The organism is Mesocryomonas lacus (assembly GCF_055730135.2).
This window is the reverse complement of the sequence record NZ_JBUZWE020000016.1, coordinates 92,468-118,567: the sequence shown is the minus strand read 5'-3', so window position 1 is coordinate 118,567 and position 26,100 is coordinate 92,468. Positions and strand designations below refer to the sequence as shown.

20 protein-coding genes and 1 pseudogene are annotated in these 26,100 nt (G+C 66.9%); 10 read left to right on the top strand and 11 right to left on the bottom strand.

Annotation, left to right across the window (positions count from 1 at the left end):
* Positions 1–61: 61 nt before the first annotated feature.
* Positions 62–2,191 (bottom strand): FUSC family protein, encoded by a 2,130-nt coding sequence (locus tag ACZLZY_RS21910; RefSeq protein ID WP_472936178.1) that lies wholly within the window; start codon positions 2,189–2,191, stop codon positions 62–64.
* Between the two features lie 230 nt (positions 2,192–2,421).
* Between ACZLZY_RS21910 and ACZLZY_RS21905 the strand changes: the two genes are divergently transcribed.
* The 5 genes from ACZLZY_RS21905 (at position 2,422) to ACZLZY_RS21885 (ending at position 8,763) form a co-directional block, all read left to right on the top strand.
* Complete coding sequence (locus tag ACZLZY_RS21905; RefSeq protein WP_472936177.1) at positions 2,422–3,342, top strand: hypothetical protein; 921 nt, start codon at positions 2,422–2,424, stop codon at positions 3,340–3,342.
* A gap of 218 nt (positions 3,343–3,560) precedes the next feature.
* Positions 3,561–4,814 carry a sarcosine oxidase subunit beta family protein gene (locus ACZLZY_RS21900; protein WP_472936176.1) on the top strand — a complete coding sequence of 418 codons (1,254 nt, stop codon included), beginning with the start codon at positions 3,561–3,563 and terminating at the stop codon, positions 4,812–4,814.
* A 10-nt stretch (positions 4,815–4,824) separates the two neighbouring features.
* Positions 4,825–5,211, top strand: a complete 387-nt coding sequence (locus ACZLZY_RS21895; protein WP_472936175.1) for a sarcosine oxidase subunit delta — start codon at positions 4,825–4,827, stop codon at positions 5,209–5,211.
* Complete coding sequence (locus tag ACZLZY_RS21890; RefSeq protein ID WP_472936174.1) at positions 5,208–8,189, top strand: sarcosine oxidase subunit alpha family protein; 2,982 nt, start codon at positions 5,208–5,210, stop codon at positions 8,187–8,189. The genes ACZLZY_RS21895 and ACZLZY_RS21890 overlap by 4 nt, the downstream gene beginning before the upstream one ends.
* Positions 8,182–8,763, top strand: a complete 582-nt coding sequence (locus ACZLZY_RS21885) for a sarcosine oxidase subunit gamma (protein WP_472936173.1) — start codon at positions 8,182–8,184, stop codon at positions 8,761–8,763. Before ACZLZY_RS21890 ends, ACZLZY_RS21885 begins: the two co-directional genes overlap by 8 nt.
* Positions 8,764–9,239: 476 nt before the next feature.
* On the opposite strand, the gene ACZLZY_RS21880 is transcribed toward ACZLZY_RS21885, so the two are convergent.
* The 5 genes from ACZLZY_RS21880 to ACZLZY_RS21860 all read right to left on the bottom strand — a co-directional run bounded on the left by ACZLZY_RS21880 (position 9,240) and on the right by ACZLZY_RS21860 (position 15,436).
* Positions 9,240–10,163, bottom strand: coding sequence for a cyclase family protein (locus tag ACZLZY_RS21880; RefSeq protein WP_472936172.1), 924 nt, complete (start codon positions 10,161–10,163; stop codon positions 9,240–9,242).
* A gap of 126 nt (positions 10,164–10,289) precedes the next feature.
* Entirely contained in the window at positions 10,290–11,396 is a 1,107-nt protein-coding gene (locus ACZLZY_RS21875) for a DUF1513 domain-containing protein (protein WP_472936171.1), read from the bottom strand.
* A gap of 1 nt (position 11,397) precedes the next feature.
* Positions 11,398–12,498, bottom strand: coding sequence for an imelysin family protein (locus ACZLZY_RS21870; protein ID WP_472936170.1), 1,101 nt, complete (start codon positions 12,496–12,498; stop codon positions 11,398–11,400).
* Positions 12,498–14,027, bottom strand: coding sequence for a di-heme oxidoreductase family protein (locus ACZLZY_RS21865; protein WP_472936169.1), 1,530 nt, complete (start codon positions 14,025–14,027; stop codon positions 12,498–12,500). Before ACZLZY_RS21865 ends, ACZLZY_RS21870 begins: the two co-directional genes overlap by 1 nt.
* A 116-nt stretch (positions 14,028–14,143) precedes the next feature.
* The gene (locus ACZLZY_RS21860; protein ID WP_472936168.1) at positions 14,144–15,436 is read right to left on the bottom strand and encodes an imelysin family protein; all 1,293 of its coding nucleotides are present in this window, start codon (positions 15,434–15,436) and stop codon (positions 14,144–14,146) included.
* 525 nt (positions 15,437–15,961) lie between these two features.
* Between ACZLZY_RS21860 and ACZLZY_RS21855 the strand changes: the two genes are divergently transcribed.
* On the top strand, positions 15,962–16,873 hold the full coding sequence (locus tag ACZLZY_RS21855) for a class I fructose-bisphosphate aldolase (RefSeq protein WP_472936167.1): 912 nt from the start codon (positions 15,962–15,964) through the stop codon (positions 16,871–16,873).
* 231 nt (positions 16,874–17,104) lie between these two features.
* Entirely contained in the window at positions 17,105–17,389 is a 285-nt protein-coding gene (locus tag ACZLZY_RS21850) for a thioredoxin family protein (RefSeq protein ID WP_472936166.1), read from the top strand.
* A 33-nt stretch (positions 17,390–17,422) separates the two neighbouring features.
* On the opposite strand, the gene ACZLZY_RS21845 is transcribed toward ACZLZY_RS21850, so the two are convergent.
* Positions 17,423–17,839 (bottom strand): c-type cytochrome, encoded by a 417-nt coding sequence (locus ACZLZY_RS21845; protein WP_472936165.1) that lies wholly within the window; start codon positions 17,837–17,839, stop codon positions 17,423–17,425.
* A gap of 499 nt (positions 17,840–18,338) precedes the next feature.
* On the opposite strand from ACZLZY_RS21845, the gene ACZLZY_RS21840 reads away from it, so the two are divergent.
* Positions 18,339–19,139 (top strand): outer membrane protein, encoded by an 801-nt coding sequence (locus tag ACZLZY_RS21840; protein ID WP_472936164.1) that lies wholly within the window; start codon positions 18,339–18,341, stop codon positions 19,137–19,139.
* Between the two features lie 318 nt (positions 19,140–19,457).
* Positions 19,458–20,240, top strand: coding sequence for an outer membrane protein (locus ACZLZY_RS21835; protein ID WP_472936163.1), 783 nt, complete (start codon positions 19,458–19,460; stop codon positions 20,238–20,240).
* A 91-nt stretch (positions 20,241–20,331) separates the two neighbouring features.
* Here the strand turns inward: ACZLZY_RS21835 and ACZLZY_RS21830 are convergent, their stop codons facing one another.
* Positions 20,332–21,282: a carbohydrate kinase family protein gene (locus tag ACZLZY_RS21830; RefSeq protein ID WP_472936162.1), complete on the bottom strand. Its 951-nt coding sequence runs from the start codon at positions 21,280–21,282 to the stop codon at positions 20,332–20,334.
* A gap of 89 nt (positions 21,283–21,371) precedes the next feature.
* On the bottom strand, positions 21,372–22,124 hold the full coding sequence (locus ACZLZY_RS21825; protein ID WP_472936161.1) for a DUF3750 domain-containing protein: 753 nt from the start codon (positions 22,122–22,124) through the stop codon (positions 21,372–21,374).
* A 96-nt stretch (positions 22,125–22,220) separates the two neighbouring features.
* On the opposite strand from ACZLZY_RS21825, the gene ACZLZY_RS21820 reads away from it, so the two are divergent.
* The gene (locus tag ACZLZY_RS21820) at positions 22,221–23,222 is read left to right on the top strand and encodes an asparaginase (protein WP_472936160.1); all 1,002 of its coding nucleotides are present in this window, start codon (positions 22,221–22,223) and stop codon (positions 23,220–23,222) included.
* Positions 23,223–23,884: 662 nt separating this feature from the next.
* Here the strand turns inward: ACZLZY_RS21820 and ACZLZY_RS21815 are convergent.
* Together ACZLZY_RS21815 and ACZLZY_RS21810 are read right to left on the bottom strand one after the other, a co-directional pair.
* A pseudogene (locus ACZLZY_RS21815) lies at positions 23,885–24,610 on the bottom strand (NYN domain-containing protein); the annotation flags it as partial.
* A 107-nt stretch (positions 24,611–24,717) separates the two neighbouring features.
* Positions 24,718–26,076, bottom strand: coding sequence for a TIGR03808 family TAT-translocated repetitive protein (locus ACZLZY_RS21810; RefSeq protein WP_472936159.1), 1,359 nt, complete (start codon positions 26,074–26,076; stop codon positions 24,718–24,720).
* Positions 26,077–26,100 lie beyond the last annotated feature (24 nt).

Genomic DNA, 26,100 nt, shown 5'->3' with positions numbered 1-26,100 from the left:
CAATGTCTACGCTGGCCGGACCATGCCTATCCTGCCGATCTCGTCTGCCTACAGCATCGAACTAGAATTCGGAATCATTTTCGCGTCGGTTTGCGGTGATGGACGGCGCCGTGGCGGTAGCTGTGGCGTCCTCTCCCCGCGGCTGCGGCGCGTCGTCGATCGCTGCAGCACGGCCGACGCGGGTGCCGCCATGAGCGGCGCGGTCGATGATGTGGGAGAGCACGTCGAGCGCAAAACGCGGATCGCTAGAGCGGGCGGAGAAGTCGGCGGGGCGGGGCTCGGGACGGGTCGAGGCCGCTTTCAGCGTTGGCTGGGCGCCGAAAAACCCGGCTTCGCCGCCCTTGGCCTCGTCGATCTGGGCGCGCAGCGCGGCGATTGACGCGCAGACCGCCGGTCGGTCCGCTGCCGCGATCGGTGCTGCCGCAACGCCGCGCGATAGGATCCTTGCCCAGTGCGACAGGGCCATGAAATGCGTCAGCGCCTGCCGGACCCGGCCGGGCTTCTGCACCAGCTGCCACTGGCTGCCGAGCGGACGGGCGGCCGTCGCGAGGGCGGCATAGCGTCGGTCGAGCCGGCGCGACAGTGTGACGAGGCTCGGTTGGGGCATTTCGCCCTCGACCTGCCGGCCGGCGGCGGCGAGCAGCGTGTCGAGCGCGGCGAAGAAACTGTCGGCAGCTTCCCCCGCAGCTGCGCTCGTCGACCTCGGCAGCACAATGAAGGCGATGAAGATGCCGGACGCGGCACCGATCAGCGTCTCCTCCAGCCGCAGCACCAGAAGGTCGGGCGTAAACTGACCGGTCAGGCCGTACAGCAGGGCCAACACCAGCGTCACGAAGAAGGTCATCGCGGCATAGGAGATCTGCAGCAGGTAGAAGCCGGTGAAGACAAAGGCGAAGGCGAGCGTCACCGACACCAGCAACTGACCATGCAGGAGTGTTGCGAGGCCGATGCCGACGACGATACCGGCCAGGGTTCCTGCCGCCCGCTGTAGCGCCCGCAGCGCGGCGTCGCCGCGCGACTGGGTGTTGATGAAGACCAGAAAGGCGGTGAGGATCGCCCAAAGGCCGCGGGCCTCCGAGAGCATCAGTCCGCCGGCCATCGCGATGGCCGAGGCGAGCGTCACCTGGATGGCGAGCCTGAGGGCCGGGTCGCGGATCCATCCCGTGGCAGGCGTTGTTTCGGGCGGGGCCGGGGGGGCAGCGCCGACCCCCTCGAACCAAGCGGGAGGCATGGCAGCGGCCTGTTCGAAGGCAATGCGGCGGGCGGTGTCGAGATGCTCGAGGGCGGTGCCGAGCCGTGGCGCGCTCTTGGCCTCGGGCGACGTCTCCTCTGCGCGCAAGGCGGTCATCACAGCCGTCTCGCTGGCGAGGTGAAGGTCGAACAAAGCGATGGCCAGTTCCCGGACCGCGGCTTCCCTATCGGTGTCGGACGGTATCGGCGGCAGGAAACCCTCGGCGGTGAGGATGGCGTCGCCGATCCGCTCCTGCTGGCGCAGCACCTCTCGGCGCGACGCCGCCGTCCAGCCGCGGGCGGCACCCGCTTTCAGCAGTGCCGACTGGGTGGCGAGCCGCTGGCCGATGGCGACGATGGTGTGGCGAAAATCCTGTTCCCGCCGCTCCGGCAGGACGTAGTTGCGAATGCCATGGGCGATGATGCCCGACAGCATGATGGTCAGAGCGATGCTCGCGAGATCAGCGATTGAAGGGTGGAGGTAGGCACCCGCGAAATAGCACATGAAGGCGAACATGCCGATGGCGTTGCCGCGGGCGCCGTATTTTCGCGCATAGACCGCGCCGAAAACGAAGAGCACGAAGACGGCGTCCGAGACGATTGGCCAGGGCGAGAGCAGCGTCGCCACGGCGACCGCGGCAAAACCGGTCAGGCCGGAATAGAGGCGGGTGACGGCGCGGGCCCGCGAGGTCGCGTCGCGCACCACGAGCGTTCCTTGCATCGCGGTGATCACCATGACGCTGTAGGCGGCGATCGGCAGCGGGATCAGACGGTGCAGGCCGATCAACGCCAGGCCGACGGCCATTAATGTCAGCGTCACGCGTGCCCCCATCCGCAGCCGCGACAGTGCGGGGTCGGAGGCGAGCAGCACGGTGCGAAGGTCGACGAGGCTTCGGGCGAGGGCGATCTGCATGGGGTTCCAGGGCAAGTCGGCGGCTGCCGAGAGCTTCACGGCTAGCATCTTCGGCGCCGTGAAACGAAGCCGTTCCCTCGTCGATGAGCGGCGTCCGGTTTGGTTCCGGCATATGGCGGGAGGGTGTCGATTATTTAGGAGGTCGGCTTACGGAACGCTTTCCGTGCCCTCTCAGTTCAAGGGCCCGACACGCCTGCGTCGCGGCCAGACATGACGTCCCCGCTTTTTGTCTTCCATCGCCGGTCTTGCCGCGCCGATGGCCTATCTGGAGTAATCTCATGTCTGAAGCGATCTACGATCGTTCGGTCGTCGCACCGGCGGTGCCGACCGGCCTGCGCCGCGTCTCCTGGGGCGCCATTTTCGCTGGTGCGATCCTGACTCTCGTCATCCAGATCATGCTGTCGCTGCTCGGCGTCGGCATCGGCCTCGCCACGCTCGATCCCGCCGGCAACGGCTCGCCGGACGCTGCGACCCTCGGCTCGGCCGGCGGCATCTGGACGATCGTCACCGTGCTGATCGCGACCTTCATCGGCGCCTACGCTGCTGCTCGCCTCTCCGGCGTCGGCGAGAAGACGGACGGCGTGCTGCACGGCATCGTCACCTGGGCGACCTCGACGCTCGTCATCGTCTACCTCCTGACATCGGGCGTCTCGGCCGTCATCGGCGGCACGTTCGGTGCTCTCGGCAGCTCGATCTCGGGCCTGACCAGCGCGGCGACCTCGCTGACCCCGAACTCGCTTTCGGTTCTTCCGGACGGCATTGAGTCTCAGGTGCGTGGCCTCCTGCAGCGCGGCGAGCAGCAGGTCGATCAGGCCGCGACTGACGCCCAGCAGCAGGGCCAGCAGGCGGCGAACACCGCTCGCCAGGCGACCGGCGAGGCCGACCTTTCCAAGGCCATTCCGGAAATCGCCGCCGGTCTCGCCAAGGACGCGACGCCTGAGCAGCGCCAGGCCGCCGTCACGGTCATCTCGCAGCAGGCCGGCATTCCGCAGGCCGAAGCCGAGCGTCGCCTGACCGAGTTCCAGGCAACCTACGACCAGGCCGTTGAGCAGGCCAAGGTTACTGCCGACAAGGCGGCTGCCGGACTGTCCACCGCTGCCTTCGCGACCTTCGTCGCATTGCTGCTCGGCCTTATCGTCGGTGCCGTCGGCGGCCTCGCCGGTCGTCCGAAGCCGCGTGTCGTCGTCGCTCGCGTCTAAGCAGCCTTCAACACCCTGAACACCGAACGGCGGAGCGCCAAGCGCTCCGCCGTTTTCGTTTGGCGGCGGCTCGTTTCGCGGCCGTTTCCGGCAAAGCGTCACCCGCCGTCGCAAAATGAGCATGATCTGAGGCTGAAAAGGCTAGCGTGCCCCGCATGGTCGATCGGGTCCCCGCGCCCGTCTCGCGCTCCCGGCTCTCGCCTTTCAAGGATTATCGGATGCGTCGTTTTTCAGCCTTTGCGCTGGCCAGGGAAGCCTTCCGGAACCATACGGGCTGGGGCGAGCAGTGGGCCTCGCCCGAACTGCGCAAGCATTACGACGTCATCATCGTCGGCGCCGGCGGTCATGGCCTCGCCACCGCCTACTACCTCGCCAAGGAGCACGGCATCACCGACATTGCGGTGATCGAGAAGGGCTGGCTTGGCGGCGGCAATACCGGCCGCAACACCACCATCATCCGCTCCAACTACCTTTACGACGAATCGGCCGGGCTTTATAACCACGCGCTGAACCTGTGGGAGGGGCTCTCCCATGAGCTGAACTACAACGTCATGTACTCGCCGCGTGGCGTGATGATGCTGGCGCACAATGTGCACGACCAGCAGGTCTTCAAGCGCCACATTCATGCCAACCGGCTGAACGGCGTCGACAATGAATGGCTGACGCGCGAGGAGGCGCAGGCCTTCTGCCCGCCGCTGAACATCTCGCCCGATGCGCGCTATCCCATCATCGGCGCCGCCCTGCAGCGCCGTGGCGGCACGGCCCGGCACGACGCCGTCGCCTGGGGCTACGCGCGCGCGGCCTCGGCGATGGGCGTCCACATCGTCCAGAACTGCGCGGTCACCGGCATCCGCCGCGGCACTGATGGTGCAGTCAAGGGCGTCGAGACCTCGCGCGGCTTCATCGGCTCGAAGAAGGTCGGCGTCGTCGCCGCCGGCTCGACCTCCACCGTGATGGAAATGGCGGACATCCGCATGCCGCTGGAGAGTTTTCCGCTGCAGGCGCTGGTCTCCGAGCCGATCAAGCCGATCTTTCCGTGCGTCGTCATGTCGAACACCGTGCATGCCTATGTCAGCCAGTCCGACAAGGGCGAGTTGGTCATCGGCGCGGGGACGGACCAGTACCCGTCCTACTCGCAGGCCGGCAGCCTCCACATCCTCAACCACACGCTCGACGCCATAACCGACATGTTTCCGATGTTCCGCCGGCTGAAGATGCTGCGGTCGTGGGGCGGTATCGTCGACGTGACGCCCGACCGCTCGCCGATCCTGTCGAAGACCCCGGTGAAGGGGCTCTACGTCAATTGCGGCTGGGGCACCGGCGGCTTCAAGGCGACGCCGGGCTCCGGCAATGTCTTCGCCCACACCATTGCGCGCGACGAGCCGCACCGGATCAACGCCGCCTTCAGCCTCGACCGCTTCGTCACCGGGCGCTTCATCGACGAGGCGGCGGCTGCCGCCGTCGCGCATTAAGGGGGAACCGATGCTTCTCATCCATTGCCCCTATTGCGAAGAGGCCCGTCCAGAGACGGAGTTCCGCCACTCCGGCGAGGCGCACCTGCAGCGCCCCGAGGGCTCGGCCGGCCTCAGCGACCAGGCGACCGCCGAACTCCTGTACTTCCGCTCGAACGAGCGGGGCCTTGTGTTCGAGCGCTGGCGCCACGTGCACGGCTGCGGCCGCTTCTTCAACGCCGCCCGGCACTCGGTCACCGACAAGTTCATCACCACCTACAAGGCCGGCGAGCCAAAGCCCGAGATTGATGCCGAGGGACGTCTCGTCGCGGCGGCGGGCTTCGACGCCAATGTCGAGCCCGATGTCATGGGAGACGCCGAGCATACGCCGGCGGCCCGCACGGAGGCACAGCAGTGACGTCCTATCGCGTTCCCGGCCGTGGCCGGTTGAAGAATGCCGGCCGCATCGCCTTCAGCTTCGACGGCAACCGCTATGATGGCCTCGACGGCGACACGCTCGCCTCGGCACTTCTCGCCAACGGCGTGCATCTGACCGGCCGATCGTTCAAGTATCACCGGCCGCGCGGCATCCTCGGCGCCGGCTCGGAGGAGCCGAATGCGCTGATCGAGATCCGCCGCGACAAGGCGCGCCGGCAGCCGAACATCCGCGCGACGATGCAGCCGCTCTATCACGGGCTGACCTCGTTCAGTCAGAACCGCTTTCCCTCGCTCGCCTTCGACATCGGCGCTGTGAACGGCCTCCTGTCGCGCTTCCTGCCGGCCGGCTTCTACTACAAGACCTTCATGTGGCCGAAGTCGTTCTGGGCGAACGTCTATGAGCCCAACATCCGCGCGGCCGCGGGCCTCGGCAAATCGCCGACCGAGCCCGATCCGGATCACTACGCCAACCGCTTCGAGCACGTCGACGTCCTCGTCGTCGGCGGCGGACCGGCCGGCCTTTCCGCGGCGCTCGCCGCCGGCGAGAGCGGTGCGAGCGTCATTCTTTGCGACGAGGGATCGAGTTTCGGCGGCTGGCTGAAGGCCGAGAGCACCGTCACCATCGACGGCGTCGACGGCATGGCCTTCGTGGCGGATGCCGTCGCCCGGCTGAAGGCGCTGCCGAACGTCCGGCTGATGCCGCGCACCACGGCTTTCGGCTATTACGTCCAGAACTTCGTCGGCCTGACCGAGGAACTGACCGACCATCTGTCCGAGCCCGATCCGGCGAGCCCACGCGAGCGGCTGTGGCAGGTGCGGGCGGCGAAGGTGGTGCTGGCGACCGGTGCGATTGAGCGGCCGCTGATCTTCCCTGACAATGATCGGCCGGGCATCATGCTGGCGGGGGCAGGGCGGACCTTCCTCAACCACTACGGCGTCAAGCCCGGCAACCGCGTCGCGGTGTTCACCACGCATGACGCCGCCTATGCCGCCGCCTTCGACCTGAAGCGCGCTGGTGTCGAGGTGCCCGCCATCATCGACCTTCGCGACGAGCCGGATGCGGCGCTGACCCGCGAGGCACGTAGCCTCAGCATCGAGGTGCTGACGGGCTATGGCGTCGCCGCGGTGCGTGGTGTCAAGCGCATCCGCGGCATCACCGTGTCTGAGACCCGGTCCGGCCAGGACCGTCGCGGCTTCGACTGCGACGCGCTGCTGATGTCCGGCGGCTTCACGCCCTCCGTCCATCTGTTCTCGCAGTCGCGCGGGAAGGTCGCCTTCGACGCCGATGTCATGGCCTATGTTCCAGGCGAGGCGGCGCAGGACAATGTCAGCGTTGGCGCTTGTGCCGGCGATTTCGACCTTGCCTCGGCGATCGACAAGGCACGTGCCGCCGGCCGCGCGGCCGCTGACGCCGATGCTTCGTCAGGCGCGGGCGTCACTGTCGAGGGTGCCTCGCATTTCCGGGGCGGCTCGGCCGGTGCGACGCCGGCGGCTGGCCCCGACACCTACGGCAAGGCCTTCGTCGATTTTCAGAACGACGTCACCGCCAAGGACATCCGTCTCGCCACGCGCGAAGGCTTCCGCTCGGTCGAGCACATCAAGCGCTTCACCACCAACGGCATGGCGACCGACCAGGGCAAGACGTCGAACATCCATGGCATCGGCGTCGCCGCCGAGGCGCTGGGCGTGACCATGCCGCAGGTCGGCCTCACCACCTTCCGCGCGCCGTTTACGCCGGTGACCTTCGGCGCGATCGCCGGCTTCTCCCGCGGCGACCTGTTCGACCCGATCCGCACGACGCCGATCCACGACAGCGCCGAGGCCGAGGGGGCGGCTTTCGAGGATGTCGGCACCTGGAAACGGGCCTGGTATTTTCCGCGCGGCGCCTCGATGCACGCGGCGGTCAAGCGCGAATGCCGCGCGGTGCGCGATGCCGCCGGCATGTTCGACGCTTCGACGCTCGGCAAGATCGAGGTCTGCGGCCCGGATGCGGCCGAGTTCCTCGACCTCATCTATGCGACGCCGATCGCCAGCCTTGCCGTCGGCCGCTGCCGCTACGCGATCATGCTGAGCGAGGCGGGATATGTGATGGACGACGGCATCGTCGCCCGCATTGGCGAGCATCGCTACCACGTGACGACGACCACCGGCGGCGCGCCGCGGGTGCTGAACCACATGGAAGACTACCGGCAGACCGAGTTCCCGCATCTTCGGGTGTGGACGACCTCGATCACCGAGGAATACGCCACCATCGCCATCCAGGGCCCGCGCGCCCGCGAGATCGTGACGCCCTTGGTCGGCGGCATCGACATCTCGCCCGACGCCTTCCCGCACATGTCGGTGGCCGAGGGGACGTTCCTCGGCGTGCCCACGCGCTTCTTCCGCGTGTCCTTCACCGGCGAGACCGGCTTCGAGATCAACGTGCCCTCGCGCTACGGCCGTGCGGTCTGGGACCGGCTGCGCGAGATCGGACGGCCGCTCGGGCTCGAGCCTTACGGCACCGAGGCGATGCACGTGCTGCGCGCCGAGAAGGGCTACATCATCATCGGCCAGGAGACCGACGGCACGGTGACGCCGGCGGACGCCGCGCTGAACTGGGCGGTATCGAAGAAGAAGGCGGACTTCGTCGGCAAGCGCGGCCTGACCCGCCCCGACCTCGTCCGGTCCGGCCGCAAGCAGTTGGTCGGGCTTCTCACCCGCAATCCTTTGACGGTGCTGGAGGAGGGCGCGCAGATTGTCGCCGATCCCCACCAGAAGGTGCCGATGACAATGATCGGCCACGTCACCTCGAGCTACTGGTCGGAAACGCTCGGGCGCTCGATTGCGCTGGCGCTGGTGGCGGACGGCACTGCGCTGAAGGGCCAGACGCTGTTCGTGCCGATGCCGGACGAAACGCTCGCCGCCGAGGTGACCGCGCCGATGTTCTACGATCCCGAGGGGGAGCGCCTCCATGGTTGAGACCGTCATGACCGCCAGCCTTCGCAGCCTCGACCCGCTCGCCGGCCACTACGCCGCTGGCCCCGGCGTTTCGCTCTTGCCGGTGCCGGCCCGGCCGAAGGTCAGCCTGCACGGCCACCCCGAGGCCACCGCATTGCTGGCCGAAGCGCTCGGCCTGTCGCTGCCGACCCGGCCGAAGACCGTCGCCGAGACCGAAACGCTCGCTGCGCTCTGGCTCGGCCCCGAGGACTGGCTGATCGTTGGCGCGTCCGAAGACCCGGACGAGGCGGCAGCGATGATCGATGCCCTCGGGGCGGCGCCGACGCCGGACGTTTCGGCCGTCGATGTGTCCGACCGCTTCATCGCCATCGCGGTCGAGGGGCCGGCGGCCGAAGCCGTGCTGTCGGCCGGCTGCCCGCAGGACCTGCGGCTGCGCTCCTTCCCGGTCGGCGCCGCCAGCCGCTCGCTGATGCAGAAGATCGATGTGATCATCTGGCGCCGCAGCGAGACCGGCTTCGAGGTCTATTGCGGCCGGTCTTTCGCGGACTACCTCTGGGCGCTGCTCGTCGAAGCCGCGCGCGCGCCGGCGGTCTAAAGCCGGGCTGCAGCTTTGATTCCGCCTCGACGCTCGTTGCATGGCTGAAGGCCGGAGAGACGATGAAGGGGGCCGGCAGGATGCTGGTGAGGGGCGTTATTGGCATCTGGTGAGGGGCAGTATTGGCATCCTAGGCTTTCCGCGTCGTTCCAGACTTTGCGCGTCGCTGTCGCGGACCTTTCAGAATCGTCATCCCGGGCTTGACCCGGGATCCATGCCAAGTCGCCGAACGAAATTGCTCTGGTCGACATTCCCGCTTTTCTGAACCGGACCGTGAAGGACCCGGAGAGGAATGGATCCCGGATCAAGTCCGGGATGACGAAGGAGGTAGACGGCGGGATGGTGATAACGGAGCAAGCGGCCCCATTATGGAGGGGGCTCGCGGCTTCAGTTCAGAACGGCAACCAAGCGCCGCGAACAAGTCTGAAGTCCGCAGCCCGCATTCCAGCGTTCTGGGGCATCTACGCCGCAGCCGCCTACCGCACCCGCATGCCCTGCGCAGCGTCGAAGTGCAGCGGCTTGTCCGACGTCGGCAACGGCGCGTCCGCCGGGCCGATGCTGGCGCCGAACTGCCAGTCGGGCGGGCAGATGGCGACGTAGCGGGCGTAGCCGCCGAGACCGCCCTGGAATTTCGGATAGCCGATTGCCACCAGCGCGCCGGTTTCCGGCACCTCGTCGAGGTGGGCGACGCCTTCCGCCTGGGCGTAGCCGTTGTGCATCAGCCAGTATTCGCCCTCGAGCGTCGGCGTCGAATCGGTGTCCAGCGGCTCGTGGCCGTGGAACAGGATCTTGCGCTGCTCGTGCAGGAATTTCAGGGCGTCAAGCGAGACGCCGGGAAACTGCTTCAGCTTGGCGAGTGCCGGGTCGGGCCAAATCTTCGACCAGTCCGAGCGCACGAACACCACCGACCCCTCCGGTATCCGCCCGTGCGCCTTCTCCCAGGCCTCGATGTCGGCAACCTTCAGGTGATAGTTCGGATCGGTCTTCAACTGCTCGACGATTGAGATGACGGCGAGCGGGCGCACCGCATAGGTCGGCGGCAGCTCGTCGATGGCGGGATATTCCGGTGCCCAGTGGCCGGGCGGATCAAGCTGGGTACCGAGCTGATCCGTCTTCAGGCTGTACTCGGTCGCCTCGAAACCGTGCTTTTCATAGGTGTAGACGTCGCCCTTCTTGGCGTAGTTGTCGATGTCCGAGCCGGCCTTGGCGGGTGCGAACGTCGCATCGGAGAAGCCGGACCAGACGGGGATGGTGGGGGTGATTGTGTGCGTTAGGTCGACGTATTTCGCGCCCTTCAGCGCGCTGTCGTAGACGCCCCACAGCCCATCGGCCGCCGTGGCAGCGGGCACTGCCGCCAGGAAGATCGCCGCCGCCGCCATCAGATTGGCTGAAATTTTCATTCGGTATTCTCCCCTGACCTTCGTCTCACAGACCCAGTGAGGCGGAAAATCCGAGGGTTGTCGAGGGGCCGCGCGCTCAACGCCCGGGCGCGATGCCATCGGGCCGTGTGAGGTTCCGGGAAGCCCTCAGGCCTCGCTGCCGATGGCGAGAATATGGTTGTCCCAGAGCACGGGCTTTGACGGCTTCCGGTCGGCGCCGGAGGCGAGGTCCAGGACGTCGCCGCGGCCGCTGGTGGCGATGAAGCCGGCGCTGGTCGCGGCAAGCCCGCAGCCGTCGGTCAGCGTGAAGCGACCGGCGGCCGCCCCGGTCGCGGCGTCGACGGTGAGGATGGTGCCGCCGACCGGCGAGGCAAAGGCGATCCGGCTGCCGTCGGCATTGGCGGCGACCGAGCCAACATAGTTCGACAGTGCCGCCAGCGGCTCGGGCGCGATGTCGATCATCTTCAAGTCGGCGCCCCGCGCGGCGAAGCCGACGAGCGGCGGCGTATCGGTCGGGCTGCCCTCGTACTGGCAGCCGAACCAGACGCGGCTGCCGGCATCGATCGCGAGATGCCGGATCGACAGCTGGTGCTGCGCGGCCGGCAGGCGGTGCTGCTCGAGGAGCGCGCCGGAGCGGCGGTCGATGAAGACGAGCGAGGGTTCCATCGTGGCGATGTTCAGCTTCTGCCGGCCGTAGTCGGGATAGGTCTCGATGCCGCCATTGGCGACGACGATGGTCTCGCCGTCCTGCATCAGCAGCGCCTCGTGTGGGTCCATGCCATGCGTCGGATATTCGCCCACGCGCCGGAAGCCGTCCGCGACGTCGTAGACCCCGATGAGGCCGGCGGCGGTTTCGATCTCGTTCTCCGTGGCATAGAGCAGCCTGCCGTCCGGCGAGAAGAAGCCGTGGCCGAAGAAGTGGCGGCCCTCGACCGAGGTGATGGTCTGCAGCGTCTTGCCGCTCTGGGGATCGAACACCACGGCAAAGGTGCGCGGGCGCCGCGCAAAGGCGACCGCGCGCTGCGAGCGCAGGTCGAAGGTGACGTCGTGGCCGCGGTCGGGCAAGTCGACCATCGACAGGATCTCGCCGCGCTCGGAAAACACCGCGCAGCCGAAACTCCCGTCGGGCTTCTGGCAAGCGGCGCCGAAGACGGCGCTGGTGCGGTCAAAAGCCTCGGCGGCTTGAGGCGCCAATCCGGCGAGGAAGGCTGCGCCGGCGCTGCCCAGAAAACTGCGGCGGTCGATGAGCTGCATTTCAGTCTCCGTCGAGCGAGGAGAAGCCGGCGCTGAGGCCGAGGGCCGGGGCCAGTTGCTCGGCGAACCGGCGTTGCAGGCTGTGGGTCAGCGCAAGGATCTCCTCGACACGCGGCCGCTCTGCCGGATTGCCGACGGCATCCGGCAGCGACACGACGAGCCCGGCGAAGAGCCCGTCGGCTTTCTCGAACTCGGCCGAGATTTCCGCACCGACGGCGCTTTGTTTCGCAGGCAGCAGCCCGGCGATCCTGGAAGCGTCATAGAGCGCTTCGAGACCGGCGACATTGGCCTGGAGGCTGGCCTTGGCGAGGCCGGCGCGGGGATAGATCAGCGTCTTCGGATTGGCCTTCTCGATCGATTCCCCGAGCGCCGGGTTGAGGCGCAGGTCGCGCGTCGCCTCGAGGCCGTGAATGAAGATGCCGGCGATCTCCTGCAGCGAATCGTCGAGGCTGCGATAGGCCGGGTTGGTGGGCTTCGGATCGAGCATCGCGCTGGCGATGCCGTCGGGCACCTGCCAGCCTGCGGCGATGGCGCCGGTCTCCGCGGCAATGTTGGCGGTGATCGCCGCGCCGAAGCGGCAGGCATAGCCGCCCTCGGCCGTCGCGAGTTGCCCCGCATCGCTGCCGAACAGCACGAATTCCAGCGCGTTGAGGCCCTGGACGGCGACGCTCTTCGCCCGCAATCCCTTGGGATCAATGGCCGCAGGATCTTTCTGCGCCAGCAGGGCCTGGACTTGGCGCAGCGCGACGCCGCGCCGGTCCGGCCAGAACAGAATGCGGTCGATGCGGCTCTCGACCATGATCGGGCCGAAACGGACGAACTCAATGCGCGAGAAGCTGCCGATCAGCGCGGCGAAGTCGGCGCGCGACCGGTCGAGCGCCGCGGCCGAGGGCGTGTCGCAGAGGGCGGCCTGATCTGCCTCGATCTTTGCCGCCGTGGCGGCGAGATCGGCATAGGCCGGCCGGATATACCCGTCGATCGCGCCGCGGACGACGTCGATCTTGCCGATGGCATGGGTTGATGGCGCGACTTGTGCGGCGACCGGACTAGTGACTGCGGCCCAGAGAAGGATGGCCAGCAGCAGGGGTGGGCGAAGGGGCATCACAGAGATTCCAGAAAGGCGAGGAGGGCGTCGCGATCAGCCTCGGCGGCGCCGGCGAAACGGTCGCGGGCCGCCTGAGCCTCGCCGCCATGCCAAAGGATCGCCTCGGTAAGATTGCGGGCGCGGCCATCGTGCAGGAAAAGGGTGTGGCCGTTGACGGTCTTGGTCAGCCCGACGCCCCAGAGCGGCGCCGTGCGCCATTCCCGCGGCCCGGCATCGCCGTTGGTGGCGCCGTCGGCAAGGCCCTCGCCCATGTCGTGGACGAGGAAGTCGGAATAGGGCCAGATCAGCTGGAAGCGTTGCGGCGGGTCGAGTGCGGCACGGCTGGTCACGAACTTCGGGGTGTGGCAGGCGGCGCAGCCACTGGCATAGAACAACGCCTTGCCCTTTAGCACCTCGGGCCGGGCGATGTCGCGGCGGGCGGGAACGGCAAGGTTCTTGGAGTAGAACGTGACGAGATCGAGCACGGGATCGGGCGCCTCGACCTCGCCGAGCCGCGCCTGCACGCCGTTCGGGGCATCGCGGCAGACTGCCTGGGCAATCGAGCACTCGCCGAAACTGTCCGTCACCAGCGGTGTCGAGATGCCGATGTCGCCGGAGAACGCCTCGGCGGTCTGCGCCTTGATCGTCGGGGCACTGGCCTTCCAGCCGAAGCGGCCGAGCACCGGCGCGCCGGTCTCGGGATCGCGCACCGTGCTGGCCTTGCCGGAAATGCCATCGCCGTCGGCGTCCTCCGGGTCGGCATGCGCCAGGATGTCGGCGGCCGGTATCTCCTCGACCAACCCGAGCCCGATCATCGGGGGCGCGATCCGCGGCGAGAGAATGACGTCCGGGGCCATCGGGCCGTAGCTGAGGTCGCTGACGCTGTAGGTGGGGTGGCGCAGGCTGACGACGCTTCCGTCGCTGAGCGTCACCGGCGTCTCGGCATAGGCAATGCGCATCCGGCCCTCGGGCCTCAGCCCGGGAATGGCGAAGTTCTGCAGCTGCCCGCCATAGGTCTGCTCGGGAATGCGCAGCATCGACTTGTCGGCGAGGGACGCCTTTTCTGCAGAGGTGTGCGGGGGCACGGAGAGGCGCAGGAACATCGACACCGCCGGCTCGTCGCCAAGCGGCGGCTGGCCGCGGCCGTCCTTCAGATGGCAGCTCTGGCAGGAGCGCGCGTTGAACAGCGGGCCAAGGCCGTCCGAAGCCTCGGTCGAGGAGGGCGACGACACCCAGAACTTTCGGAACAGCGCATTGCCGAGCTTGAACGTGTCCTCGCCCTCGAAGGGCTGGTTGGCGGCGATCTGGCTGAAGATGTCGCGGTTGACGATCTTCTTCGTCGTGCCAGCGCCGCCGGGGAGGGCCTCGAACGGCTCGGGCTTGGTGAAGTCGGTGGCAGGCCGGGTGACGGCGGCGACGCGCTTGAGGTCGGCCGGCGTCAGGTCATCGCGCACCGCCGGGCTCTCACCCAGCGCCGCGATGACGGGAAGCGACGCGGATGCGGCCGAAAGCGCCGCCAGCATCAGGATCTTGCGCAAGGTGGACATGGACGCACGCCGTTTCGAACGCGCCGCGACCGCGGCGGCTGGGTGGTCTTAGCGTGTTGGTGCGGGCAGGGGAGCCGGGCAATTGTCGCACCGCCTCTTGTCCTACCCGCCCCAGCCTACTGAAAGACGGCGCTTTCATTGTCGAGGCTGTCGGAGCCCTCGATCTTGACGTCCTTGATGTCGAGCGCCGCGACGGCCCGCTCGATCGTCCGCGTCTGCGCGACGAGGCCGTCGATGCCGGCCTGGACACGTTCGTTGCCGGCCTCGTTGCCCTCGGCGATCTGCTGATCGTAGGTTTCGCCGCCCTCGGCGGCCTTGGCGATCGCCTGCATGGCGGCGACGGTGGCGTCGAGCTTGCCCTTCAGTTCGGTGTCGATTTCCGATGCCTTGGCGGCGACGAGATCGGAGACCGAGGGGCCGGTCATCGTCGTGCCGTCGAGCCGGGTGTAGCTGCCGAGATAGACGTTGCGGATGCCGATGGCGTCGTAGAGGTGCGAGACGTGGGTGTTGTCGGAGAAGCAGTCATGCTCTTCCTCCGGGTCGTGCAGCAGGAGGCCGAGCTTCATCCGCTCGCCCGCGAGTTCGCCATAGGAGAGCGAGCCCATGCCGGTGAGGACCGCCGAGATGCCGGCTTCCGGGTTGTCCAGAAGCGCCTTGCGGGCGTCCCCGTCATCCTTCCAGTGGTCGACCATTTCCTTGAGATCGGCGACGAGGAGATCGGTCGCCGCTTTCAGGAAGGCGCCGCGGCGATCGCAATGGCCGTTCGTGCAGTCGGTGGTGGAATAGTCGGTGGCCTTGCGGTCGCCGGCGCCTGGGCCCGTCCCGTTGAGATCCTGGCCCCAGAGCAGGAACTCGATCGCGTGGTAGCCAGTGGCGACGTTCGCTTCGACGCCGCCGGCCTCCTGCAGCTTATCCTGCAGGAGTTCCGGGGTGATCGTGGTGAAGTCGACGGCCTCGCCGGCGATCTCGGCTTTCGGGTTGGCGATGATGTCGGCGACGTAGAGCGGGTTGGAGTCGGACTCCTTGCCGTAGGCCGGCGCGACGTAATCAATCAGGCCTTCGTCGAGCGGCCAGGCGTTCACGCGGCCCTCCCAGTCGTCGACGATGGGGTTGCCGAAGCGGAACGCTTCCGTCTGCTGGTAGGAGGGTCGCGCGGCGCGCCAGGCGTTGCGGGCCGCCGCCAAGGTCGCCTCGGTGGGCGCCGCGATCAACGCATCAACGGCCTGATCAAGCGTTTCGGCCGAGGTCAGCGCATCGCCATAGCCCGCCAGCGCGATGTCGGCGTAGTGGGCAAGGACGGCTGGCATATCCGGCGCCTTGGTCTCGGCGGCGGCGCCACCGGACCCGAGGCTGATCGTGGCCAGGCAGACAAAAGCCAGCCGTCTGGCGTGGTTCGAACGGTGGCGCATTCCATCCTCCATCAGGGCAAGGCCCCGGCGTGCGTATCCGAGATCGGCCTTCACGGCCGCAGGTTCGACCGTTCGTGATAGAATTCGCTAGAATTGTTGACCGTTATTGTCAAGATTAGTTGTGGCAGCCGCCTGAGCTTCAGTTTAGAGCCGTTCTACTTTGGACTTTGCTGCCGGCGCGCCGATCGCTGGCAAACGGTCATGGCGTAAGCTGCGATCGCCATCGCCACACCGCACGATCATTGGCCGAAGTCCGCAAAGCTTTCGAGGGTGTCGGCCGCTGACGTCCAGAGAAGACGATGGTTTCAGGACAATGTCAGCGCAGATGTGCTGGCGCCGGACAGATCTTTGTCGCATCCCTTGGGCGCGATAGCGTGCGCTGAGAACCGAAGTTCGGCATTCAACCGATTTTAATATGGCGACCACGGTGGCCACACCTTTACGCGACGGTGTGCGCCACCCAAAAGAGGGCCCATTACCGTCTTCGCCGCTGGCGAGGTCTTTGCGTCCACCGAAAGAGGCACCATGCTTAGAACCGATACCGTCCGCAAAATCCTGTCCTGGTACGAGGGCGAGACCCCCGGCCTGAAGAGCAACCTGTCGCGTCTCCTGATGCACGGCCGGCTGGCGGGCACCGGACGGGTCGTCATCCTGCCGGTCGACCAGGGCTTCGAGCATGGTCCTGCCCGCAGCTTCGCGCCGAACCCTGCCGCCTACGACCCGCACTACCTCTACGAGCTGGCGATCGAGTCCGGCGTGTCTGGCTATGCCGCGCCGCTCGGCCTGCTCGAGCAAGGCGCCGACACCTTCGCCGGCGAGGTGCCGACGATCCTGAAGCTCAACAGCGGCAATTCGCTCGCCGCCGGATCCAACGACCAGGCGCTGACCGGCACGGTCGAGGACGCGCTGCGGCTCGGCTGCGTCGGCGTCGGCTTCACCATCTATCCCGGCTCCGACAGCGCCTACGACATGCTGGAGGAGCTGCGCGAGATCAGCCTGAAGGCCAAGTCGCGCGGCCTGATGACCGTGGTCTGGTCCTATCCGCGGGGCGGGCAGGTGTCGAAGGACGGCGAGACCGGCCTCGACATCATCGCCTATGCCGCGCACATGGCGGCGCTGATGGGCGCGACGATCATCAAGGTGAAGCTGCCGACGGACGTCATCGACCTCGCCGCAGCGAAATCGACCTACGACAAGTCCCCGATCGCCAAGACCGCGGCCGACCGCGTCCGCCATATCATGCAGGCTTCGTTCGCTGGCAAGCGCCTGGTGGTCTTCTCCGGCGGTGCTGCCAAGACGACCGAGGAACTGATGGCGGAAGTGCAGGGGATCCGCGACGGCGGCGGCAACGGCTCGATCATCGGCCGCAACTCCTTCCAGCGCCCGAAAGACGAGGCGCTGAAGCTGCTCGACCAGGTGATGAGCGTCTACGCCTGAACCAGTCTGACTACGCGAGAGGGCCCGTCGACATCGTCGGCGGGCCTTTTCGTTGACGGTTAGATATTGGGAAAGAGTTGCCGCCGATGTGAGAGGAAATCCCTGGCGACATCAGCCTAGACTGACCCGATGAACAGATCTCGCATTCCTGCTCGACATTGGCTGGCCGTAGCTCTTACGACCACCGTCATCTGTGGTGCGAACGGGACGGCGACGGCGGCTGAGCTTCTCATGTTCGAGCAGGCGGCTTGTCCATTCTGCGCGGCCTTTAACCGCGAGATCGCGCCGGACTATCCGCAGAGCAAGGCTGGGAGCTTGGCGCCGCTGCGCCATGTCGACATTCACGAGAGCAGAACCGGTGGCGTCGAGGGCCTCGACCCCGCCATCTTCACGCCGACCTTCGTGCTGGTCGACCATGGAAAAGAAGTCGGCCGGATGATGGGCTATCCCGGCCGACGTTACTTCTATCCAGAGATTCAGGGCCTGCTGGACAAATTGCCGCAGGTCTCGAATTAAGGCGCCCCCGAAGGTGTTTTGGCGCCGCCAAGGTCAGTTCGCGGGCGCGACTGTGGCCCCTGTCTTGTCGAAGCTCTTGAGGTAAGCGATCACCGCGGTGATCTCCTCCGGCTTCTTCAGGCCCGGAAACGCCATCTTGGTGCCCGGCACCAGCTTCTTGGGGTCCGTCAACCATTCCGTGAACAGCGCATCGTCCCAGGCGGGATGCGCCTCCGCGAATTTCTTGAAGGCCGGCGAGAAATTGTAGCCCTCCGCCGAGCCCACAGGCTCGGTCGTGACGCCGTTCAGCGTCGGGCCGACCTTGTTGGTTGCGCCGGGACCCACCGCGTGACAGGCGCGGCATTTGTTGAAGACCTTCTTCCCGGCCTCGACGTCGGCCGATTGCGCCATCACCGGCGCGGAAAGGCCGACCACCAAAAGAGCGCCGGCCATGATTGTCGTGAAACGCATGCTTCCTCCCGAATGTTTGCTGGTGCCACCCGACACGAGCATATGAGAGCCATTCCAAACTTGGCAATCCGGGGACCTCACGGACGACGTCCACGGTCGTCACAAGCGCCCTCATCGAATCGCAGAGTTCACCTCTGCGGACGCTGAGATCTCTTATTCCGCTCCGCAAAAGAGCTCGTCTCGGTTACGGAGGTCATGACAAGTCTGTGAGACTTCAGTCATCCGCTTCGCGCGCCATCCTGCAACTCTGCCAAAAAATTCTATTTATTTCAGAAGCTTAGAATTTTACTTCGGAAAGCCGGAGGGTTGCCCTGAGAAGTCGCAGCGTGGCAGGCAAGCCACACGTCTCAGGCGAGCGCCCGGAGGGGGATTGATAAGGGTAAGCGGGGCGGCTTTGTGGCGACAGGATGTTCGAGATTAGTCAACGCCGTTTTGCGGTCCTGGCTGATGACCGGGCCGCCGCATCGAGTTGCCGCGCTGCGGCCCTAGGAGAATAAACATGAAGCGCTTTGCCCTTTTGCTGGCCGCCGGAACCGCTTTCGTTTCGCCCGCTCTCGCTGCCGACGTGATCTACGAAGAGCCGCCGGCGCCCGTCGCCATGGCCCCCGTCCCGACCTGGACCGGCTTCTACATCGGTGTTCAGGGCGGCGGTGCCTTCAACCCGAACAACCCGGACAACATCAACGTCGACACCTCGTTCGGCACCCCGGTCGTCGTCGGCGGCGTTGACCAGTTCACCTCGAACTACTCCTCGTCCTCCGATTCGAGCTTCATCGGTGGCGGTCACGCCGGCTACGACTACCAGATGGACCAGTTCGTCCTCGGCGCCGTGATCGACATCAACGCGGTCGACTTCTCCCGCAAGGCAGGCGTCGTTTCCCGTACCGCCGGCGCCTTCTACAACGAAGAGCGCAGCATTGATTACCTCGCGACTGCCCGCCTGCGCGCCGGTTACCTGGTCACGCCGATGGCGCTGGCCTACGCCACGGGCGGTCTCGCCTACGCCGACATGGACTACAATTTCGAAACCAATTCCGGCTCGGCCGCGGGCGTTCGCACCCGCAGCGACGAGGACGATTTCGGCTACAGCGTCGGCGGCGGCATGGAAGTGAAGATCACCGACAACGTCTCGTTCGGCGCGGAGTATCTCTACACCAACCTCGGCGAGGGCGACTCCTCGGCGACCTTCACCACCGGCCCGTTCGCTGGCGCCGCCGGCACCGGCACCACCCGGTTCGACACCAAGGAAGACTTCGACTTCCACACCGTGACGGCCAAGGTCTCCTACCGCTTCAACTAAGTTCCCCGCCGAAGCGGCGCCTTTCCTCAACACTTCGTTACCCGCCGGGCGCAGCGCCCGGCGGGTTTTTTAATTCAAAATCAACGGTCCCGGCTTAGGAAAGGTTTACCAACGCTGCCTTAGCGAAATCGAAGTGTGACACTTCAGCAACGGCAGCGAGGTTATCAAAGGGACCTGTAGCAACGTTTCCCGCGGAACCACATTTGGCCACAAGACGGGTGCATCTCGCCCTGGTCAGAACTTCGGTTGGCCTTACGAGGGAAATGCCCACCGATCGAACGTCGCAACCTGCGGCACATACAGTTTGGAGTAATAATCATGAAACGTTTCGCTCTGCTTCTCGCATCCGTCGCTTTCGTCACCCCGGCTCTCGCCGCCGACGTGATCTACGAAGAGCCGCCGGCACCGGCGCCGATGGTTGAAGCCGCCCCGATGTACAACTGGTCCGGCTTCTACGTCGGTGGTCAGGCTGGCGTTGCCTTCAACCGCGACTCGGGCGCGTTCTCCTCGGAGAATTCGGCTTTCAACGGCGGCAATGATGGCGGCGAGACCGGCTTCATCGGTGGTGGCCATGTCGGCTATGACTACCAGATGGGCAACTTCGTCCTCGGCGCCGTTGCCGACCTGAACTACATCGACGCGAACGCCGACTCGTCGTTCTCGATCGCCAACAACCCGCTCCAGGGCGGCGACAGCCGCTTCGGCGTTGAGACCGACATCAACTACGTCGGTACCGTCCGCGCCAAGGCTGGTTACGCCATGGACCGCTTCATGGTCTACGCGACCGGTGGTCTCGCCTACGCCGACATCGACAGCAAGGTCCGTGGCGGCAATGCCTTCAACGGCGCGAACGACAGCTACGCCGTTTCGGCTCGCAGCAAGACCGACGACGTCGGTTACGCGGTTGGCGCCGGCTTCGACGTCCTGGCGACCCAGAACGTTTCGTTCGGCCTCGAGTACCTCTACACCGACCTCGGCAAGGCCAAGACCACGGTTGACTTCGACGCGATCAACGATCCGGCGAACAGCTTCTCGGCCACCTCGAAGTCGGACCTCGACTATCACTCGGTGATGGCCAAGGCTTCCTACCACTTCAACTAAGATACGGCTTGCCGGGGGCTCGTCCCCCGGCTCAGCCTGGACTGCAAGAACCCGTCGGATCGTTTGATCCGGCGGGTTTTTCGTTGTCGGTTCAGAGCGGCGGCAGGCCGAGATCGCTGCGGCGGGGAAGGTCGGCGCCGCGGCGGGCGCAGGTGACGGCAGCCGCGCGGATGGCAAAGCCCAGGAGCGCCTGCAGCCCCGCCTGGTCCATCGCCTCCAATGCCTCTCGGTTCAGCGCGCCGTTCTCCTTCAGCATGGCAAGGGTCGCCGCCTGGAAGGTGTCGCCGGCGCCGACGGTGTCGACCACGTGCACCTTGAGGCCCGGCACCTCGGCCGAGGCGCCCTTCGCCGACAGCGCGATCGCGCCCTTTTCGCCGCGGGTGATCACCGCGAGACTCGCGCCGGCTGATACCCAGTCCGCCATGACGTTCTCCAGCGACTGGCCGGGATAAAGCTGCGACAGGTCCTCATCGCTCGCCTTGATCAGCGCCGCCGAGGGGCCAAGTTCGGCGACCTTGGCGCGCCACTGGTCGAGTTCGGGCACCACGGAGGCGCGGATGTTCGGGTCATACGAGATAAAGCGGCGGTCCTTCTCCTGTGCGACAAGCTGTGACAGCGCAGAGGCGGTGGGTTCGCTGACGGTGGAGTAGGAGCCGGCGATGTGGATCGCCTCGAGTTCGCTTGGAAAGTCCGCGGGCACCTCGGCGGGCTCGATGGAACGATCGGCGGTTCCCTCTGTGTAGAAGGAGTAGGTCGCCGACCCCGCTGGCGAGAGAGCGACGATGGCGAGCGTGGTGTTGCGCTCGGTCGGGATCAGGAAGCGCTGGTCGATCGCCTCGCGCTCCATGAAGGCGCGCAGCCGCCGGCCGAAAAGGTCCCCGGACATCTTGGTGAAATGCGCTGCCGGGTGGCCGAGGCGCGACAGCCCGAGCGCGACGTTGAGGGCCGAACCGCCGACCACGGCATTGAGACCGATGCGGGCAACGTCGGCATCGGGATCGGCAAAGACATCGAACAGGGCATCGCCACAGCTCAGGAACATGGTGCTCTCCTCCGCGGGCGCCCGGGGGTCGCCCTGATGTCACCGCGCTAGCAGGAAATTTCGGCGACGAAAACCGCCGACGTCCGGGTTCACGCCGTATCGGGCAGAAAGGCGAAGGTGCCGAAGGCCGGGATCTTGATGCCGAGCCGGCTGGGGTCGATGCCCGCGACAAGGCCGAGGAAGTTGAGCTCGAGACCCGCCGAGCGTCCGACGGTCACGCCGGCATAACCGAGGAGCGACAGGCGGAGGTCGCCGCGATCGGCATCATAATAGGCGAACTGCCCTTCGCTGGGGTAATCGCGGCCGACGGCCAGGGGCGACAGGGTGGCGGTTAGGCCCGGCACGTGGCGCAGCACATGGGCAATGAAGGTGTTGGAGTTCGGTCCGGGGAAGATGTGATAGCCGCCGGCCTTGGCGAACGGGTAGGCGGCAATGGCGGCGCGGATGCCGGGGATCAGAGCCTCGGCAGCCGGACCGTTGCGCGCAAGGATGACGCGCGGCGCGTTGGAGTACCAGCGGCCATCGGCGGGGTAGGCGTTGCGGCGGATCGGCGAGCCCCAGCCGACCTTGTCCCATCGTTCATAGGACGCCTTGCCGGGATCCTTAACGACGATCCAGGAATGTTCGGACACGGCACCCTTCAACCCGCCGGTGCGGGCGGAAAGCACGTAGACCGCGGCATCCTCGGACGCGTCCGCGACCGGCAGGACGCCGGCGCTCGTCCAGTCGGCGTCGCGCCAGGACGCCGGATGGCTGCCGCCCCACCACAATAAGGCGGCCAAGGCGACCGGGGCGATGTAGACGAGGAGGACGAAAAGAAGGAGGAATTTCAAGGGGCGCATCCGTGCTCCGGGAACTGTGGTTCTCCCGAAACATGGCAACGGATGGGTGGCGCTGCTAGAGCTCGGCAGAGACCCACAACGGCGAAAGTTGGCAGCATGAGCAATCCCATCCTGGTAGAAGTGACACGCGGGTCCCTGGTCGAGAGCCGGCACCGCGGCGCGGTCGCCGTGTCCGACGCGATGGGGCGTATGGTTCACCAGACCGGCGACGTCTCTGTGCCGGTCTTCCCGCGCTCGGCGATCAAAGTGCTGCAGGCGATCCCGCTGATCGAAACGGGGGCGGCGGATGCGTTCGGCTTCGGTGACCGGGAACTATCGCTCTCCTGCGCGTCGCACGCGGGCGAGGCCGGCCATGTCGCGCTGGCCACCGACATGCTCGGCCGCGCCGGACTCGGCCAGACGGCACTGGAATGTGGCTGCCACTGGCCTTTCGCGCTCGAGCGGGCCTTGGCCATGGCGCGCGACGGCGAGACGCCGACGCCGCTGCACAACAACTGCTCCGGCAAGCATTCCGGCTTCCTCTGCACTGCCGTGCATCTCGGCGAGGCGACAGCGGGCTATGTCCGTTCGGCGCACCCGGTGCAGCAGCGTGCGCGCGCGGCGATCGAGGATCTCACCGGCGTCACCTTGAGAGAGGACGTCGAAGGCACCGACGGCTGCTCGATCCCGACCTATGCCGCGCCTGTTGCCGCATTTGCGACCGCCTTTGCCAAGCTCGTCTCCAGCCAGAATGTGGCGGCCGAGCGCGCGCAAGCCGGCCAGCGCCTGATCGCCGCCTGCATCGCCGAGCCCTGGTACATGGCGGGCACCGGGCGCGCCTGCGTCTCGCTGATCGAGGCGGGCAAGGGGCGTGTGTTCGTCAAGACCGGCGCCGAGGGCGTGTTCTGCGGCGCGGTGCCGGAACTCGGTCTCGGCTTTGCCTTGAAGATCGACGACGGCGCGACCCGTGCCTCGGAAGCCGCGGCCGCCGCGACGCTCGCGCAGATGTTCCGCGGCCATGATCCGGTGATGGCCGACACCTATGCCGATCTCTCCCGCACGACCTTGCGCAACTGGGAAAAGACGGTCGTCGGCGAGGTGAGGGCGGTGCCCGCCTAAGCGGTAACTCCCCTCTTCACGGCGTGGAGGCCAAGCGGCGGCAGGACGTCATGCCGCCAGCGTCCGCCGTTCGTAGCCGTCGCCCGGCGCGGGCGGCGGCAAGTGCATCATAATCCACCGGATGCGCCGGCCCCCGGCGCTCAGGACCGCGGCGTGCCGAGCGGGCGGTGCGTCCGGCGGGTCGCCGGTTTCGCCGGAGCTGGGCTGTCCGGAGCGGCAGCAGCCGGGGTGGTCGGCACCGGTGCGACAGGCACAGGTGCCGCAGCCGCCGGTTTGACGGGTGCCGGCGTGATCGGAGCGGGCGTAGCCGGAGCAGCTGCCGGGGCCTGCGAAACGACCTGCTGCAGTTTCGGTGCGGCGGCGGGAACCTCCGATGCCGGGGCGACGACGGTCTCGGTCTTGACCGGCGCCGGCTTGGCCGAGGTCTCCTTGGGGCTCGCAGCCGCCCGTGTCGGGGCCCGGCGGGAGGGCGCAGCGGCGGTGCCGGCGGCCTTTGGCGTCGCACTGCGGCCAGAGGCGCGCGTCCGCTTGACGGGGGCGGCAACCGCTTCCGACAGTTCGGCTGCCGTCGGCATCGGGGCGACGATGGGTGCCGGGGCAAGGCCTGCGGCAGGACGCGCCGGTGTCGGCGCGGCAGCTGCTGCGGCCGGTTTCGTTCCCGCCTTGATGCGGATCAGCAGGCTGCCGCCCTCGGGATGGCGAACCTCGAAGGCGTTGGTCTTGCGCACGAGGTCGCTGAGCTTGCGTTCGCCATAGGTGCGCGGGTCGAAGTCGGTGTAGAGCGCCTGCAGCTGCTTGCCGAAGGTGCCAAGGTTCACCCAGCCGTCCTCGCTCTCCATCTGGTCGATGACGCGCGTTAGCATCGGCAATGCGTCCGCCTTCTGGCGCAGCGGCGCGACGATCTCGGTTTCCGGCTCGACCGAATCGCGGTTCGGCGTGCCGCGCTGCGGCAGCAGGTTCTCGGTGTAGATGAAGCGGCGGCAGGCCTGGCGGAAGCTTTCCGGCGTCTTCTGCTCGCCGAAGCCGTAGACGGCGACGCCTTGCTCGCGGATGCGCGAGGCGAGGCGGGTGAAGTCACTGTCGGAGGAAACGAGGCAGAAGCCGTCGAAGCGACCGGAATGGAGAAGGTCCATCGCGTCGATGACGAGGGTGATGTCGGAAGCGTTCTTGCCGGTGGTGTAGGCGAACTGCTGGTGCGGGATGATGGCGTGGCGGGCGAGGATGTCGGTCCAGCCCTTCATGCGCTGGGTGGAGAAGTCGCCGTAGATGCGGCGGACGCTGGCTTCGCCGATCTTGGCGATTTCCTCGAACAGGCCGTCCGCGATGCGGGCGGAGGCGTTGTCGGCGTCGATCAGGACCGCAAGGCGTGCGGATCTGCTGTCGTTCATGTCGTTTGCTTTCACGTTTCAAGGCCGCTCGGGCCTTTCGGGGCCGCTGTGCGGCCAGATGCGTCGGGTGAGGTCTAGCATGTCCCGGGCAAAGCGGGGACGGGGTATTACGCCGCCGTATTGGCGGTCAGGGTGAGATGGGCCGGGGCGCTGCCGGGGTGATCGGCGAGATCGACCGTGGCTTTCTCGGTCCAGCGATAGCCGATGATGGCGCCGGCGGCCGCGTAGGAAATGAGGTTCGAGGCGATCACGGCCCGGCCGGCGCCCTCGACGACGGTGACGCCGATCCCCACGCCGCAATCGCGCAGCACATTGCCTGTCGCCGAGACGTCGCGCAGATATGGCCCCCAGCCGAGCTTCAGCCCGAACAGCGGAGCCCCTTCAACGACGTTGTCGGACACCACGGTATCCGCCTCGACCGAGATGCCCATGCCGAAGCCGGGGGCGTCCGCCGGGTAGGGGCCACGGGTGCGAAGGTTGCGGATGAGATTGCCGGTGCAGACGGCGAGACGGCCGCCTTCGTTGAAATTGGCGATGGAAATGCCGATCGCGGCACCGTCGATGAGGTTGCCGGAAATCACGGCGCCTTCGAACCTGAACTCGGCATAGACGGCGGTTTCGCCGGAATTGAGGCAGGAATTGCCCGAGACCAAAGCATTCGAGCCGCCATTGCAGCGAATGGCGGAGAAGGCGCTGTCCTCGATCTGGTTGCCGGAAATGCTGACGCCGTGGGCCTTGTAGACGTTGACGGCATTGCCGTTCTGGCCGGTGCCGCCGGCATCGGCGCGGGTTCTCCGGATCCGGTTGCCGCGCACGATCGAGCCATCCTGGCCGGGCGTGCTGCGGTGGATGAGGATGCCGCCATTGCCGCAGTCCTCCATGGTGTTGTCGATGACCGCGAGTCCCGTGGCATCGCGCGACAACAGGGCGGTCAGCCCCGTCCCGGCGATGTGCGAGGTTGCGATCCGTCCGCCGACGGAGGTCAGCGCCAGGGCATGGCCGCCGGCGCCGATGAGGTCGCAGTTTTCCAGCACGAGATCGAGGCAGCCGGCAATCTCGACGAGGTGACGTCCGAGGTCTTCCCCCCGTCGGGCGAGCCCGTCGAGCGACAGGCCCGTGAGCGTGATGTGAGTTGCGCCGCTCGCCTGCAGGGAAAGGCGGGGGCCGATAAGACGCGAGGCGCCGCGAATACCGGCGAGCCGGGTGACCGCGGGCAGCTGCAGGGTGTCGCAGATATACTCGCCGGGCGGCAGGAACAGCACCTCGCCGCTGCGGGCCGTCTCATCGAGCAGCTTCTGCAGAAGTTTCGTCTGGTTGGTGCCGGACGTCAGCCCGCGCGTCGACGCATCGAGAAGGCCAGCGTTCCCCGGTGGGCGGGTGCGCGCGCTGGCGGGAACGGCCAGCGTTCCGGCAGTTGCCATAAGGCCCGCGAGCAATCGGCGCCGGGGAAGCAAGGGATTGGCCATGCTGTGAGGGTGGCATGCCGCGGC